The 14,043-nt window shown below is 57.7% G+C and carries 15 protein-coding genes and 1 pseudogene; 8 read left to right on the forward strand and 8 right to left on the reverse strand.

What is annotated here, in order from left to right; translation table 11 throughout:
- Positions 1 to 39: 39 nt before the first annotated feature.
- Positions 40 to 672, forward strand: coding sequence for an IS6 family transposase (locus QYL91_RS01410; RefSeq protein ID WP_302081602.1), 633 nt, complete (start codon positions 40 to 42; stop codon positions 670 to 672).
- The gene (locus QYL91_RS01415) at positions 665 to 1,024 is read left to right on the forward strand and encodes a glycosyltransferase family protein (RefSeq protein ID WP_302081603.1); all 360 of its coding nucleotides are present in this window, start codon (positions 665 to 667) and stop codon (positions 1,022 to 1,024) included. Before QYL91_RS01410 ends, QYL91_RS01415 begins: the two co-directional genes overlap by 8 nt.
- A gap of 41 nt (positions 1,025 to 1,065) precedes the next feature.
- Here the strand turns inward: QYL91_RS01415 and QYL91_RS01420 are convergent, their stop codons facing one another.
- A complete protein-coding gene (locus tag QYL91_RS01420) occupies positions 1,066 to 2,292 on the reverse strand; it encodes a glycosyltransferase family 4 protein (protein WP_302081604.1) in 1,227 nt (408 codons plus the stop codon).
- Between the two features lie 207 nt (positions 2,293 to 2,499).
- Here QYL91_RS01420 and QYL91_RS01425 point away from each other — a divergent pair, with 207 nt between their 5' ends.
- A complete protein-coding gene (locus QYL91_RS01425; RefSeq protein ID WP_302081605.1) occupies positions 2,500 to 3,660 on the forward strand; it encodes a glycosyltransferase family 4 protein in 1,161 nt (386 codons plus the stop codon).
- Between the two features lie 27 nt (positions 3,661 to 3,687).
- Here QYL91_RS01425 and QYL91_RS01430 read toward each other — a convergent pair whose 3' ends face one another.
- Both QYL91_RS01430 and QYL91_RS01435 read right to left on the reverse strand, forming a co-directional pair.
- Complete coding sequence (locus QYL91_RS01430) at positions 3,688 to 4,704, reverse strand: NAD-dependent epimerase/dehydratase family protein (RefSeq protein ID WP_302081606.1); 1,017 nt, start codon at positions 4,702 to 4,704, stop codon at positions 3,688 to 3,690.
- Positions 4,701 to 5,702: an NAD-dependent epimerase/dehydratase family protein gene (locus QYL91_RS01435; protein WP_302081607.1), complete on the reverse strand. Its 1,002-nt coding sequence runs from the start codon at positions 5,700 to 5,702 to the stop codon at positions 4,701 to 4,703. Before QYL91_RS01435 ends, QYL91_RS01430 begins: the two co-directional genes overlap by 4 nt.
- A gap of 83 nt (positions 5,703 to 5,785) precedes the next feature.
- Here QYL91_RS01435 and QYL91_RS01440 point away from each other — a divergent pair, with 83 nt between their 5' ends.
- The gene (locus QYL91_RS01440) at positions 5,786 to 7,063 is read left to right on the forward strand and encodes a glycosyltransferase family 4 protein (RefSeq protein ID WP_302081608.1); all 1,278 of its coding nucleotides are present in this window, start codon (positions 5,786 to 5,788) and stop codon (positions 7,061 to 7,063) included.
- A gap of 178 nt (positions 7,064 to 7,241) precedes the next feature.
- On the opposite strand, the gene QYL91_RS01445 is transcribed toward QYL91_RS01440, so the two are convergent.
- From QYL91_RS01445 to QYL91_RS01455, 3 genes are all read right to left on the reverse strand, one after another.
- A complete protein-coding gene (locus QYL91_RS01445; protein WP_302081609.1) occupies positions 7,242 to 8,228 on the reverse strand; it encodes an SDR family oxidoreductase in 987 nt (328 codons plus the stop codon).
- 115 nt (positions 8,229 to 8,343) lie between these two features.
- On the reverse strand, positions 8,344 to 8,565 hold the full coding sequence (locus QYL91_RS01450; RefSeq protein ID WP_302081610.1) for a hypothetical protein: 222 nt from the start codon (positions 8,563 to 8,565) through the stop codon (positions 8,344 to 8,346).
- A 116-nt stretch (positions 8,566 to 8,681) separates the two neighbouring features.
- Entirely contained in the window at positions 8,682 to 9,092 is a 411-nt protein-coding gene (locus QYL91_RS01455; protein WP_302081611.1) for a winged helix-turn-helix domain-containing protein, read from the reverse strand.
- Between the two features lie 114 nt (positions 9,093 to 9,206).
- Here QYL91_RS01455 and QYL91_RS01460 point away from each other — a divergent pair, with 114 nt between their 5' ends.
- From QYL91_RS01460 to QYL91_RS01475, 4 genes and pseudogenes are all read left to right on the forward strand, one after another.
- Entirely contained in the window at positions 9,207 to 10,424 is a 1,218-nt protein-coding gene (locus tag QYL91_RS01460) for an IS701-like element ISHwa4 family transposase (protein WP_302080167.1), read from the forward strand.
- 9 nt (positions 10,425 to 10,433) lie between these two features.
- Positions 10,434 to 11,567: pseudogene (locus tag QYL91_RS01465) on the forward strand (ATP-binding protein); the annotation flags it as partial.
- Positions 11,568 to 11,744: 177 nt separating this feature from the next.
- Positions 11,745 to 12,110, forward strand: coding sequence for a MarR family transcriptional regulator (locus QYL91_RS01470; protein WP_302081612.1), 366 nt, complete (start codon positions 11,745 to 11,747; stop codon positions 12,108 to 12,110).
- Entirely contained in the window at positions 12,100 to 12,441 is a 342-nt protein-coding gene (locus tag QYL91_RS01475) for a hypothetical protein (RefSeq protein WP_302081613.1), read from the forward strand. The genes QYL91_RS01470 and QYL91_RS01475 overlap by 11 nt, the downstream gene beginning before the upstream one ends.
- A 15-nt stretch (positions 12,442 to 12,456) precedes the next feature.
- Here QYL91_RS01475 and aglF read toward each other — a convergent pair whose 3' ends face one another.
- Both aglF and QYL91_RS01485 read right to left on the reverse strand, forming a co-directional pair.
- Positions 12,457 to 13,218 carry a UTP--glucose-1-phosphate uridylyltransferase AglF gene (gene aglF, locus QYL91_RS01480; protein ID WP_302081614.1) on the reverse strand — a complete coding sequence of 254 codons (762 nt, stop codon included), beginning with the start codon at positions 13,216 to 13,218 and terminating at the stop codon, positions 12,457 to 12,459.
- A gap of 46 nt (positions 13,219 to 13,264) precedes the next feature.
- Positions 13,265 to 13,987, reverse strand: coding sequence for a profilin-fold protein (locus QYL91_RS01485; protein WP_302081615.1), 723 nt, complete (start codon positions 13,985 to 13,987; stop codon positions 13,265 to 13,267).
- Between the last annotated feature and the right edge of the window lie 56 nt (positions 13,988 to 14,043).

Genomic DNA, 14,043 nt, shown 5'->3' on the forward strand with positions numbered 1-14,043 from the left:
TTAAGTTAAGAACGAGGCGGTCGGTGGTTCGAATGGTCTATGTCCGAATCCAACCGCCTCAGCGAGTCTACCGAGTGGATCGACTTGGAGTTTGTGGAGCGAGAGCGGACACCCCGCGAGATCATTGAAACGGGTATTCGCTACCACCTCGCAGGATTATCACTTTCGAATACAGTTGTGCTTCTTGAGGATTTGGGTGTCGAACGGAGTCGCGTCGCTGTTCACAACTGGGTGCAGAAAGCGGATTTACAGCCCGCTGGCGGTGAAAGTCCGGATCGCGTTGCGGTCGATCAGAAGGCTATCCGAGTCAATACCGAGCAGTACTGGCTGTACGCCGCCGTCGATCCTGAAACAAACAGAATCCTCCACTCGCGGCTGTTTCCGACGTATACGATTCCGATTGCTCGGGAATTTCTCGCCGAGCTGGCCGAGAAACATGACGTCTCTGACGCCGTGTTTCTCGTCGATGACGCCGATGACCTCATCGGCGGACTCCGCCGAGAAGGATACAGCTACCGCGTCCAACAACACGGCTTCAGAAACGCAGTTGAACGTGTCTTTAGAGAAGTACAACGCCGAACCTCTTCGTTCTCAAACTGTTTCAGCCATGTTGATCCAACGACCGCTGAAACCTGGTTACAAGCTCACGCCGTCTGGTGGAACCATGCCTAAGTTAACACGACCGTCAGACATCGAATATCCAGAGTTCCGGACAGTTCTCAACCGTGGCTACACATGGATGATCCGTATCCTCTTTTCGCGGGATGTCGGTGACCCACAGACAGGGATGAAACTATTCAGTCGGACCCCATTGGAAGAGTGTCTCCCAGAATTGAAGACCACCGGGCTCGCGTTCAGTGTTGAATTGCTGATTATCGCGCAACGTCACGGGTATCACATCGAGGAAGCACCGATCTCTCTCGACTATAGCGGCAATATGAGCGGCGGACTTTCAACAATCAGTAACATGTTCATCCAAACTGTGCAGCTGTTTTTCGAGTATCAAATCTTACGGAAACTCTGAGTTCGCTGGCTGGTGGGAGCACTTCGAGTAACGAATTCGGTTCAGCCGAACAGGTTGCGATAGAGCGTCTCGTACCGTTCCCCGACCGACTGCCAGTGGACCGTCTCGGCGTACGTATTCAAGGCCTCATTAGTAACGGACTCTTTGCCGCCAAGCACCGACTCGATAGTTATCGCCAGCGCAGTCGGGTCGCCGCGTTCGAACGTCACGCCGATTCCGTGTGCGTCGATGATACCGCCAACATCCGTCCCTGCGCTTCCGATGACTGGCGTTCCGACCATCCCGGCACGTCGGAGGTTCCCCGAGGTCCCGTACCGGCGGCGGTACGGCAACACTGCTACGTCCGCTGCAGCGAAATATGGATAGACATCTGCCTCGGGCACGTACTCAGTTCGCGCGACGAACTCCACCGTCTCGGGGGTTCCTCGCGCCCAGTCGGCGACATCGTCCCCGTCGAAGTAATCGGGTCCCCCGGCGAAGACAGCCGCAACGGGCACGTCAACCTCCCGGAGTGCGGCCGCGAGCACGTCAGGGCCTTTCGCATAGGCGAGCGCGCCGAAAAACAGCAGTATCGGCGTGTCAGTTGGTAGGTTGAGCTGTCGTCTAGCCTCGCGTGGCGAGAGGTCACTCTCAGGCTCCGGAGTCGGCGCGGGGATCGACGTGATCCGCTCGGGCGCGACCCCCATCGACGACCTGAGGCGGTCGCGCATGGTCGGTGGGTGGACCACTAACTTCGTGATTGTCCCGTCGTCCAGACACGATTTCATCGCGGCCCGGTTGCCCCAGTCGAACCCAGATTTCAGCAGTCGTTTCGCCCGGTCTGTGACCTGGGTTCCCGACTCGTGGTCGTCGGTCACCCGGTAGTCCCGATGGAGCGTGGCGACCAGCGGTGGAGTATCGATGCCAGCGAATGTGCCAACTCTGGTCGGTACCTGGAACCAGTCGAGTGTGAGTAGGTGGACGATATCGATGTCACGCTCGTGTGCGACTGCCATCCCTCGACGGAATTGGTCCAGTCGCCGCCACTGATCACCGACGGTTCCAAGATAGCTCCCCTCATCGGAGTTGACGCTGAGCGGACGCAGTTCAACGACATCGAACGCCGGATGAGTCGGAAGGTCGTCCAGACGGGCGTGGTTCGACGAGGTAAAAAACGTCACCGAGTGGCCAGAGTCCAGTAGGTACCGTGCTGTCAGACTCGCGTACGTTGTGTGATGACCGCGCCACTCGCTGTCAAACAGGCCGATGTGCAATGGTTCGCCAGGCATGAGCGATTATCAGTCGTCCCCCGGTGCCTCGGTGTTCCTCATTCCTTCAGTCATCCTTACCTGTACCTCCGTCTTGTATCTACTGACTCCGTCGGTCGCACCGGAGGTAGCGTGGACCGAGTACGAGCGAACACACCGATACAGGCCGACTAGATTGCAGGCGAACACACCAACGCTTAACCTCACACCGAGACCCACTTTCTGACGATGGACATCCTCGCTCTCTATCCGAAACTCGACCTGAACCGCCCCGTGGGAATGGACAGGAACCGGCTACTGTTGCTGGAGCGACTCTCCCGTGACCACAACGTGGATGTATGGATCACAGCAAACGGCCCCGCAAGCCACGAGATTGGCGTGTTAGAGGATATCGGTGCAACTGTACTCCACTCGAACGCGGCTAGTGTTGGACAGCCGGAACTGCTTGCACAGTCGTTGTTCGCCGAACACGTTCCGGAAAACGGGTCTGTGCTGGCGAACATCCCACGAAGTCGGGTCGGGAGAGAGTACGACATCGTGCATGTCGAGACCGCCGGCCTCGCGCCGCTCGTAAAGCGGTTTTCGGACCGCCCCGTGGTGTGGAGTCTCGTGGATTCGCCGTCCTACCGGAAAGAGCGACTCTACAGATACAATTCGGGCACAATCCGAGGGGGGAGGCAGTTCGTCGAGTGGAAAGTCACACAGCGGCTCGAATCGAGATACGGCCCGTACGCAGATGCCGTGCACGTCGTCTCCGAACAGGAAGCGACCTATCTGAACGACCAGTATGCCGGCGTCCGGGCACACGCCATACCGGTCGCACTTCCGGAGACGTTCACCGACTACCCACGAAACGACAGTTTCGAAAACAGAGTAGCGGTCCTCGGGAACCGGGATGTCCCCTACATCCAAGAGGGCATCTCGGAGTTCATCTTTCCGGCGGTTCGCGATATCGCCGAGTGCATTGAGGACCTACAGGTCATCTTGCTCGGGCGGGGCACCATGGAGATACCGGAGCGATACAGTGACATCGTCCACCAGCCTGGCTGGGTGGACGAGTATGTCGACGAACTGGCTCGGGCGTCCGTGGCGGTTGTCCCCGACCCGGTCGGGAGTGGGATCAAAAACCGGACAGTCCAGTCACTCGCGCTCGGCCTTCCTGTGGTCGGGACACGCTATGCGTTTGAGGGAATCGATATCAACCCGAGCTTAGTCGGTAGTGAGTTCGAGACGCCACATGAGCTTCGTGACTCACTGAAAAACATATTGACCGACGCGACGACACGAGAACAGATGGGCAAGCGTGGACAGACGTTCGCAACCAACAACTTCGATCCGGATAACGTCACGGCTTCTTGGCTCGAACTGTATCAGTGTATCACCAAATGAAGCGATGCCGCACCGCAAAGAAGTGCCCTACCGCTCGTGCAACAGCGTCTCCAGGTTCTCTTGGACGTATTCCTCGTCACGATGCTCCACGTACCAATCGATTGTCTCGGCCATCCCATCGTCCAGTGAGTACTCGGGTTCCCAGCCCAGCAGTTCCTCGGCACGCGTCGTATCAGCAGCACGATGCCGCACGCCGACGGGCTTGTCGGTCATATGGTTGATCGCCTCGGGTTTCCAGCCCATGTACTCGAAGATGGCTTCGGCCACATCATTAATAGAAATGTATTCCCGAATCCCAGCGTTGACCGGCGTCGCATCAGTAATCTTCTCATTGGCCAGCACTAACGCACTCACGATATCGTCGACGTACGTGAAGTTCCGCGTCTGCTCGCCGTCACCCCAAATCTGATAGGGGTCTTGTCCAGCGAAGGCCTTGGCAATCAGTGCAACAATTGCATGCGTCTCGTTTTCGCGCGGCCCGTAGGCGGTAAAGATACGGACCGAGCTCGCGTCGACACCGTGCTGGTCGTGAAAGGCCTGCAAGGAGCGTTCGCCCATCAGTTTTGCCCAGCCGTAGGCTTCGTCGGCGTAGGCACCGCCGCGTTCCTCGAAACTCACCATGTCCTCGGCGAGGCGCTGGCGCTCCTGCTGGATGTCCGTCGGGTAGGTGCAGGCAGATGAGGCGAAGGTGATTTTCTCGACGCCGTTCTCGACAGCCGTCTCAAAGACGATGTTGTCCAGCGCCATGTTCGTCGCGCAGTTGGCAGGGTAATTCGAGATGTAGCCCCGGCCGCCGTGGTCTGCCGCCAAGTGAAACAGGCGGTCAATGTCCTTGCTTGCCTCGTCGGCGAACTCCCAGTGCTTGAGGTTGCCTTCTAGAATCTCCACCTCGTCGGCAACGGCGTCGAGATTCGAGCGCTCACCACTTGAAAAGTCGTCTGCGACGCGCACGTCTGCGCCGCGTGCAACCAGTTCCTCGACCAGATGCGAGCCAATGAAGGAGGCACCGCCGGTCACCAGCACCGTGTCGTCGTCGTAGCTCATGCCGTTCCCTCCACAGCCCGCTCACTTGCGAGTTTCTCTTCTGCCCACTCGTAGACTTCGCGCACACCGTCTTCCAGCGAGACCTCGGGGTGCCAGTCCAATGACTCCTCCATAAGCGTCGTGTCGGCGGCGTACTTGTCCGTTCCTGTGGGTTTGGAGGTGTCGTGTTCGATGGTGAGGTCTTTCCCGGAGATGTCGATGATAGTCTCTGCGAGGTCGTTGATCGAGACGACTTCGTTCCCGTTGCCGAGGTTGATGGCCTCGCCGTCGGTCTTGTGTTCGAGTGCGCGAAGCATGCCCTCTGCGCAGTCGGTGGCGTGCATGAAGCCACGCTCTTGGGTGCCGTCGCCGAACAGTTCGATGGAGCCGCCGTTCGGTTCCTCGATGGCTTTCCGGCACAGCGACGGGATGACGTGGCTGCTGTCGGGGTCCAGATTCTCGCGAGTCCCGTACGCGTTGAAGATGCGGACCATCCCGCAGTCCATCTCGGTGTCCTCGTGGTAGGCGCGACAGCCGACTTCGCCGAGAATCTTCGCCCACCCGTAAGTGCTGTGTGGGTTCGCGGGGACGGCCTGATCTTCAGAGAAGCGATTGAGGTCGTCGTGTTGCTGGCGGTAGATACAGGCGCTCGACGCAAAGAGAAACCGCTCGACGCCGTTGCGCCGTGCGGCTTCGAGCAGGTGATGGTTCATCAGCACGCTCGGCGTGAGACCACCAACGTTCTCGCGCTGGATGTAGTGGATGCCGCCGACGCTCGCTGCGAGGTGAAAGACGTGGTCGATGCCCTCGGTCGCGCGTCGACAGCCAACCTCCGTGGTCAAATCGACCGGTCGGAGTTCGACCTCATCTTCGTACGGTTCGATGTGTTCGATCCGGCCGCGAGAAAAGTCGTCGGCAATGACAACCTCACAGTCTTCGTCCAGTAGTCGCTCAACGAGGTGGCTGCCGAGGAATCCAGCACCACCTGTCACGAGAACGTGGCTGCCGCCAAAGTCCATGCAACAGGAGCGTCTGCGCGCAGTAATATACCTTCTGACATCCAACCGTCAGGCTCAGTATCCCTGCCCCACCACTCTCGCCAATGGCTGAGTCAGCGGACGACGCGTCGGGCACACTCACGATTCTCACCGAATACTTCCACCCCGAGGAGGCCTCAACGGCACAGCTGCTGACCGAACTGGCGACAGGGCTCGTCGACCGCCACAATTTTTCGGTGTCCGTCATCACTGCCCTGCCAAACTACCATGACGACGACCGACAAACGTCCGTGCCGCGCCGCGAGGTACACGAGGGCGTCATTATCGAACGACTCCGCACAACTCGCTTCGACAAGGACTCACTGCCGCTCCGGCTGGTCAACTGGCTCTCTTTCACGCTGCTCGCATTCGTTCGCCTGCTCCGTGGCCACGGCAACGATGACGCCGTGCTCGTCCTCTCGAACCCACCTATCCTGCCCTTCGTGGCGTGGCTCAACCACAAGCTTCGGGGCACACCGTACGTCTACCTCATCTACGACGTGTACCCGGACATGGCCGTGGAACTGGGGTATCTTGACCGGGACGGACTCGTCGCCCGACTCTGGGACCGCGCAATGAGGCCCGTCTACCGTGATGCCGCACGCGTCGTCGTGCTCGGCGAGTCGATGGAACGACACATCGAGGCGAAGATGACTGACGACGACGGCTTCGACCCGGATCGAATCGAGAGTATCGCCAACTGGGAGGACGGCAACTTCATCGAACCCCGCGAGAAAGCGGATAACGACTTCGCGCAGGAACACGACACCGACGAGAAGTTTACCCTGCTGTATTCGGGGAACATCGGCCGATTTCACGAACTGGAGACGGCGATCGACGCCATCGACAGACTCGAATCGGCAGGCCGAACGGACATACAACTGCTTGTCATCGGCGAGGGCGCACGCAAAGCGGAACTCCAGCAAGACGTGACTCGACGAGGTATCGAGAATGTCCGCTTTCTCCCCTTCCAACCGCTCGAACGATTACCCGAAACGCTGACCTGCGGTGACGCCTCCCTCGTCGGCATCAAACCGGAAATGGAGGGGATGTGCGTCTCCTCGAAACTCTACTCCTCGCTGGCCGCTGGCGAGCCGATTCTCGCCATCGTCGGTGAAGATGATGAAGTGGCCCGTGTCGTCAGAGAGGAAGCGTGTGGCGCGTATATCGAACCTGGTGATGCAGAGGCGGCAGCCGAGGTACTGAAATCGTGGGCCGACGACCCCGACCGGGCGGCAGAACTCGGCGAAAACGCCCGCGCGTGTTTCGAGACACAGTACACGAAAGAACACGCTGTTGACCAGTACGCCGCCCTATTCGAGCGCGTTGTGGCCGACTCCTGATGTGTGACCACGGACGCTGTCTCATACTATTGATTGTAGCTTCGTAAGAATAGTCGGCACCCCGGGGTGCCGAAATTCATCGGGATTCGCCTTGACCACCAATAAAGAACGGTAGCAGTTGCAGCTATAGAACCACAATTCAAGATATTACTCGCGGTAGAGTCCGGAAGTCGTGCTGTTATGACGAACGGACGAGCGGTTCGTACCACTCCCGATTCGCGCGATACCACTCGATAAACTCTCCAACTCCTTCCCGAATCGTCCGCGTCGGCTCATACCCAAGTAACTCCCCGGCTTTCGAGCTATCCGCGTGGGTGTGCTCGGCGTCGGCATCGTGGCGCTCGGCAAACTCCAACTCTAACTCGGGCGCGATCTGGTCGCGAATCTCCTCGGCCAGCGTCAGAATCTCGATGTTGTCCGTACTCCCGATGTTGAGCGCCTCACCGTCAGCACCATCCTCCGAAAGCAGCGTCACGTTCGCTTCCACGACGTCCTCGATGAATGTGAAATCACGCGTCTGTGTGCCATCTCCATAGACCACCGGCGACTCACCGTTGAGACACCGCGAGACGAAATTCGAGATCGCCATGTTCGGCCGCATCCGCGGGCCATACACCGTAAAGTAGCGCAACGCGACCGCTGGTAAGTCGTACACTTCACTGTACGAACACGCGTAGCGCTCAGCGGCAAGCTTCGAGGCCCCGTACGGACTGACCGGTGTCGTCGGATGCACCTCGTCGTAGGGTAGATACTCCGGTTTGCCGTACACCGACGACGAGGAGGCCATGACGAACCGCTCGATCCCACTGTCACGCGCCGCGTCCAGTAGATTCAGCGTGCCGTCAACGTTGACTTCGTCGTACTTCCGGGGATTCTCCACGCTCGGGCGCACGCCAGCCTGTGCGGCCTGGTGGTAGACGTACTCCACGTCGCCAACCAGTTCCGCGACAACCTCAGCGTCCCGAACGTCACCCTCGACGAGTCGGTACGAGCCATCGCCAGCGTTAGCTGCGTCCTGACACACCTCGACAGTGTGCTCCTTGATACGCGTATCATAAAACGGGTCGAAATTATCCAAGACAACCACGTCGTGCCCGTCGCGGACGAACCGCTCAGCGAGGTGCCCGCCGATAAAGCCCGCGCCGCCAGTGACGAGAATTCGCATTGAGTATCCCGAGTCGCGGGTCGGTAAAAAGTCTCCCGCGTTCGCTGTCCGCAGAACGCGATTGACCAAGCGATATTCGAGTTAGGGGAACTCGCCAGCTATCGGGACGGTCCGCTCAGACTGAGAACAGCATGAGGAGCGCTTTCTTGACTTCCCGTTCCCCATCTGCTGTGAGTTGGCCGACGGCCCGGTTCGTCTCGAGCGACCCCGGAGCGATCGTACGGAGCGCCCACGGTAACAAATGTGGCGTCTTGCTGAACGTGATATCGTCGTAGTGGTGTTGCTTCAACTGTGGTGTCGGATGTTGGAACTGCGAGACACTTGTTCCGAGACACATCACGGCACATTCGGTTGCACCGTAGGGATGGGTATCGTGCGAGAGGACAACGACAGGTCGCTCCGGATGGATTCCGGTAGGATCCAGCCCAGCAAATTGAACCAGCAGAGAGCCGTTCAGACATCAAATTCGCCCTCTAAATTATCAAGCTCGGATTCAAGCGCAGTGTCGTCTACCGAACTCGCATCTGCCACTTGGCTCGGCTCCGGGTCCGGTGCAGCAGTAGTGTCGGGATGCGTCGCGAACATCGCTTCAGTTTCAGCGACACTGCGTGGGTACCGGCGCAAGTCGTCACGATCGTCTAATCCATGGTAATACCCATCTTCCATACGACCGACGTACCCGCGATTGTGGAGGCGGCGGAGTGTCGTCGTTGCAGTTCCGTTGGGAATATCCAATTCCTCAGCGACCTCACTGGGCGTGTATGCAAACTCAAGATTCTGATAGAGGAACACCACGATTTCTGATTTCGTTGTGCCCGGTTTCAGATCAACATCTTCAGGATGCGATTCCCGATGGATAGGCATGTACTCAAATGTAATCGTGTGTAGTCAAGTATCTTTTGCGAGTACAGGTACAAATTCAGTTACTCGGCTCTGCACGTTTAAGTAGGGGCGTGGTGTAGGCAGCATTGAAACCTGATGCTGCCGATTACGGATTTCCTCTCGTGCACCGACGTGCTGGATGAATTCGACTCGCTATCATATCATCAAACGACTCACGCCAAAACGTACGTGACAGGTCTTGCTGCGGGCCGCAGCAAGACTGTAACCGGAATTGCACGAGAGGTCCTTCCCGCCGGAAGTGACCGAGCACTCAACAAGTTCATCACTGAATACGATTGGGATGAGGATCAGCTCAATCACGAGCGGTTAGAGGAACTGCAAAAACACGGAGAGACACGCTGGTCACAAGACGGCTACATCGTTATTGACGATTCAGTTATCCAGCGAACCGGGAAGTCTCTTCCCGGTGCTGGAGAGTTCTACGATCACTCTGAGGGTGAGCCTGTTTGGGGACAGAACCTCGTCTACGCGTTCTATACCGATGAGAAAACGTCCTATCCACTTGCTTTTCGCCAGTACGAGAAGGCCGACGACGAGGACGAGGAAGACGAACAGGAGACAAAATACGACCTCGCACGAGAGATAATCACGGAATTAGAAGAAGAGGTAGGTGTGCCTGCGGACACCTACCTCTTCGATGCATGGTTTGCTCATGACTCCGGTCTGATCGAACACGTCGAATCACACGGCAAGGACTGGATTGGACCACTACGGGGCAACCGACAGGTTACCTACGCGAACAAAGAGAGACGCGTCGATGCGCTCGAAGAGTGCATCGACAAGGAAGAGCGAGAAGTTGACGGTGAAACGTACAAAATCTGGACTAAGACAGTCCCTATCTCGAAATTAGGTGAGGTTCGGCTGGTAATCACAGAGAAGGTTACCGATGAGGACGACGAGAATCCGGTCAAGTACCTCGCAACAAACAAGATTGACGCGCCTTCGGCACACATTATTCGGAGTTATTCGTACAGATGGCGAGTAGAGACATTCTTCGAGGACTCGAAAGAGGATCTTGGCTTAGGAGACTGCGAGGTTCGTGATTCTGACGGTGCCAGTCGTCACTGGCACCTTCAGATGCTGGCCTACAGCCTTCTTCGGCTTGGTCCGGAACCGAGCGCCTCGGAGCGACTTGTCTCGAAAGCCTCGTCGCTCCGATCACAACTCGAACACGGTCTCAAGGAGACGATCTACAACATGTTTTCGTGGGTGCGCGATCAACCAGACCGCGATCTCGATGGACTGATGGAAGACATCGACCACCTCTTTCTCCATTCTGAGGGCAGTTTATAAACGTGCAGAGTCGAGGACTTTACAGATGTATTCAGGTATCTCACTGGCCGCGTCGAGGGACCGTTCGTCGTCGCCATCGACGAATTCTCGTATCTCGTCGAGGCAGACGAAACGGTCACATCCGTCTTCCAGACAGTCGTCGACGAAATCCTCGACGAAACAGAGATCTCGCTCGTCTTGCTTGGCTCGTCCATTTCGATGATGGAGGAAGGCGTCCTGAGCTACGAAAGTCCCCTTTATGGGCGGCGGACTGGCCAATGGCGGCTCGAGCCGATGACACTTGGGCAGGCAGCAGCGTTCTTTCCCGAGTACGACCCGAAAGCGCTGGTCCAGACCTACAGTGTCGTCGGTGGTATCCCCGCCTATCTCGAGCAGTTCGATCCCGAAGCGAACCTACTGGCAAACATCGAGCAACACGTCCTTTCGAAGGGCGCATTCCTGTACGAGGAACCGGAGTTTCTCCTTCGACAAGAACTCCGCGAGCCTGCAACGTACATGGCGATTCTCGAAGCGATCGCAAGCGGAGCGAGCCGTGTAACGGAAATTGCAAACGAGATCGACAAGCAGGCGAACAGCCTCTCCAGATATCTCTCGAATCTAGAACGGCTCGCAATCATCGAGAAAGAGACGCCCGTCACAGATCCAGACGGACGAGGCGTTTACCGTTTGACCGACCAGTATCTCCGCTTCTGGTTTCGATACGTCTCACCGAATCGGGCGACGCTTGAACAGGGCCACACCACGCCCGTTCGTGAATCAATCGCAGACACGTTCCCAACACACGTGAGCTGGACGTTCGAAGATGTATGCCGACAGGCAGTGCGGACACCCACGTTTCCGGTCGAGTGTTCTCGCGTCGGCCGCTGGTGGTACAACAATATGGAAGTCGATATCGCTGGCGTCAACGAACAGACCGAGACGTTATTGCTCGGCGAGTGCAAGTGGACGAACGACACCGTCGGACCAGGCTTGCTCTCGGAGCTCGAACGAGTCGAACCCGAGGTTCGATGGCGGGACTCGGATCGCTCCGTTTCCTATGCGCTGTTCGCAAAGCGTGGCTTCAGTGACGAACTACGGACGCTCGCAGCCGAACGGGATGATCTCTCACTGTGGACAGTAAACGACGTTGTGAACCTATTCTGAGCGGTCTCCCACGCGCAAATGTCTTTCCAGATAGCAGCCACACCTTTCTCGTGTTTGTCCGCGAAGTCCGGACTAATATGATCTATCCGAACTCTACTGACGATTGACCACAGCGGAAAGATTATTTGTTTCCTAGTGTTATAAGTAGCTATCTTGCGTTACATGTAGTGATCCATTATGCCAGTCAATTTCGAAGAATACGAACAACAACACGAAGACGGGCTTGCGTTTGATCCAGATACGCATGCCTATCAAATCCTCACATTCCTCGGAGAGCACCCAGAAACAGGATTCAAGCCGTCCGAAATTGCCGAAGAGACGGGTATCAAACCAGGCAGCGTTCGTGGCACGCTGAAGCGACTCGAAGACAAAGGACTGGTTCGTCACGCCGAACCGTTCTGGGCGATTGGTGACGATGACCGCATCGCTGGCACGACCGGGACCATGTTAGGTCTCAAAGCACTCGGCGAGCGATATCCAGACGATGACTTTGAGGGCTGGGACGAGACTGCGGTTGACCCGCGTGAGATGCGTGACGAGTAGCCAGCCGTTCCAGCGAGCAGATGTCGTCAAGCATCCAGCACCGTTCAAGAATCCACCAAACTACCGGTATTTTGTCATTCTGAGCGACGACAGTCATCCGTTCCACGGGGAAGAGTACGCGGTCGTCGCATTGACATCGAAACAGCGACCAGAAGCTATCGCAATTGAGGCTGAGGACTGGCGATTCGGTGGGCCGCCCGGCGATAGTTACGCCTCTCCATGGTATGTCTTTACGATCAAACATGCGGACATCACCAACGCACAGGGGAGTGTCACAGACGCCATGGCCGATACAATTGCCGAGGAAACCGCGTCGTTCCTCGGCGTCTAGAACCGTACGTCCACGTTACTCCGTCGATGAACTAGCCTCGGCAGCCTCCTCGTCCGTCGGCTCAGCATCACCCTCCAGTCGCTGCTCTGCTTCATCGCGGTCCTCGGGATACCCAACGTCGATACGCCACCCGTCCATGCGAATCGCGTCGATGGTCCGCCCAGAGTGCAAGAGCAGGTCGATCGCGTCGCTGATCTCGTACTCGTCGCGATTCGAAGGTTGGACGAGGTGACAGGCGTGGAAGATAGCAGGCGTAAACGTATAGAAGCCAGTCATCACGAGATTCGACGGCGGGTCCTCGGGTTTCTCGACGACGTTCGTAATCTCGCCATACTTGTTGGTGTCACAGACCCCATACCGGCTTGCGTCCTCCCACGGTACTTCCTCAACGAGGAAGGCCGCATCAGCGCGGTCCTCGCGCTGGCGATTCAATACGTCCTGAAGGTTTGCTTGGAAGATGTTGTCGCCCAACATCAGCATGAAGTCATCGTCGATGTGCTCTTCGACGGTTAGCAGGGCGTGTGCGAGCCCGCTTTGCTCGCGCTGGTGGGCATAGGTGATCGGCACCCCCTCGAATTCGTCGCCGTAGTGCTCGATGATGGCCTCTTTCTTGTATCCGACGACGGCATAGAGTTCGTCGACACCCAACTCGACCAGTTGCTCAAAACAGTGCGTCAAGATGGGTTTGCCAGCCACCTCGACCATCCCCTTTGGCTTGTCTTCGGTCAGCGGGCGCAACCGGGTCCCCTCCCCGGCAGCGAGAACGACTGCTTGCATATCATACCACTCGTCGGTCATCCGATAAAAACGCTTGGAGAGTCAGCTACACCTCGATTGGTTCGAGGTCCGCTTCCAACTCCGCGACGTGGTCGTTGTACGCGCGAACAAACTCCCGAAACTGTGGTGCGTACTCGCGGATGTCGGCCGCCGCAGGTGGCTGGTACTGTGAGAGGAGATAGAGTCCGTTCGAGCCACCCACGCGAAGGTACGACGCACGGTCCTGTTCCCATTTTAGTTCCCAGCGGTCGTCGGCGACACGCGTCGCGTACGACCCGTAATCGCCACCCTCGTAGCGGTGGAGTTCGGCAGCGATACGGTCACAGACCTCTCGAATCTCACCGAGAATGCGGTCGCGTTCGGCGACGATGCCATCGGTCGGGGCGACATCCGGAAACGACGTGGGAATATCGTCGTAGAGCCCATCCAGCGAGTCGACGTAGTCATTGAATCCGGCGACGAACGCGTCGTAATCGGCGAGGGCCTCGGCCAGCGGTCCCGGCTCGGGTGGTTGTTTCGTAGAGACAACGTACACCTCCTCGCCCCGCGTTGGGTCGAAGCGGAGATACTCCAGGTCGCCAGCCTCGTACTTGACCGTCCACTCACCGCGGTCGGTCTCGACAGTCCGCTGACCGTAGTCGCCACCCTCCAGTCGGGCGAGCTGGTAGGCAATCTGGCCGGCGTGGTCGCGAACCGCAGCGACCCACTCGTCGCGTTCGTCTGCAATCGCGGTCGCATCTGTCGGGTCTGCCGGTGGCCAGTAGGTCATGACAGTCCCAGTGAGACGCGTATTGCACAATCAATCTTTGTCATCAGCACCTCGAG

It is taken from the genome of Salinibaculum rarum (assembly GCF_030505615.1).
GTDB lineage: Archaea > Halobacteriota > Halobacteria > Halobacteriales > Haloarculaceae > Salinibaculum > Salinibaculum rarum.

Bases quoted from the DNA above. Each gene is read 5' to 3' on its own strand.
- QYL91_RS01410 (WP_302081602.1), top strand. From the start codon at position 40: ATGTCCGAATCCAACCGCCTCAGCGAGTCTACCGAGTGGATCGACTTG.
- QYL91_RS01415 (WP_302081603.1), top strand. From the start codon at position 665: ATGCCTAAGTTAACACGACCGTCAGACATCGAATATCCAGAGTTCCGG.
- QYL91_RS01420 (WP_302081604.1), bottom strand. From the start codon at position 2,292: ATGCCTGGCGAACCATTGCACATCGGCCTGTTTGACAGCGAGTGGCGC.
- QYL91_RS01425 (WP_302081605.1), top strand. From the start codon at position 2,500: ATGGACATCCTCGCTCTCTATCCGAAACTCGACCTGAACCGCCCCGTG.
- QYL91_RS01430 (WP_302081606.1), bottom strand. From the start codon at position 4,704: ATGAGCTACGACGACGACACGGTGCTGGTGACCGGCGGTGCCTCCTTC.
- QYL91_RS01435 (WP_302081607.1), bottom strand. From the start codon at position 5,702: ATGGACTTTGGCGGCAGCCACGTTCTCGTGACAGGTGGTGCTGGATTC.
- QYL91_RS01440 (WP_302081608.1), top strand. From the start codon at position 5,786: ATGGCTGAGTCAGCGGACGACGCGTCGGGCACACTCACGATTCTCACC.
- QYL91_RS01445 (WP_302081609.1), bottom strand. From the start codon at position 8,228: ATGCGAATTCTCGTCACTGGCGGCGCGGGCTTTATCGGCGGGCACCTC.
- QYL91_RS01450 (WP_302081610.1), bottom strand. From the start codon at position 8,565: ATGTGTCTCGGAACAAGTGTCTCGCAGTTCCAACATCCGACACCACAG.
- QYL91_RS01455 (WP_302081611.1), bottom strand. From the start codon at position 9,092: ATGCCTATCCATCGGGAATCGCATCCTGAAGATGTTGATCTGAAACCG.
- QYL91_RS01460 (WP_302080167.1), top strand. From the start codon at position 9,207: ATGCTGCCGATTACGGATTTCCTCTCGTGCACCGACGTGCTGGATGAA.
- QYL91_RS01470 (WP_302081612.1), top strand. From the start codon at position 11,745: ATGCCAGTCAATTTCGAAGAATACGAACAACAACACGAAGACGGGCTT.
- aglF (WP_302081614.1), bottom strand. From the start codon at position 13,218: ATGCAAGCAGTCGTTCTCGCTGCCGGGGAGGGGACCCGGTTGCGCCCG.
- QYL91_RS01485 (WP_302081615.1), bottom strand. From the start codon at position 13,987: ATGACCTACTGGCCACCGGCAGACCCGACAGATGCGACCGCGATTGCA.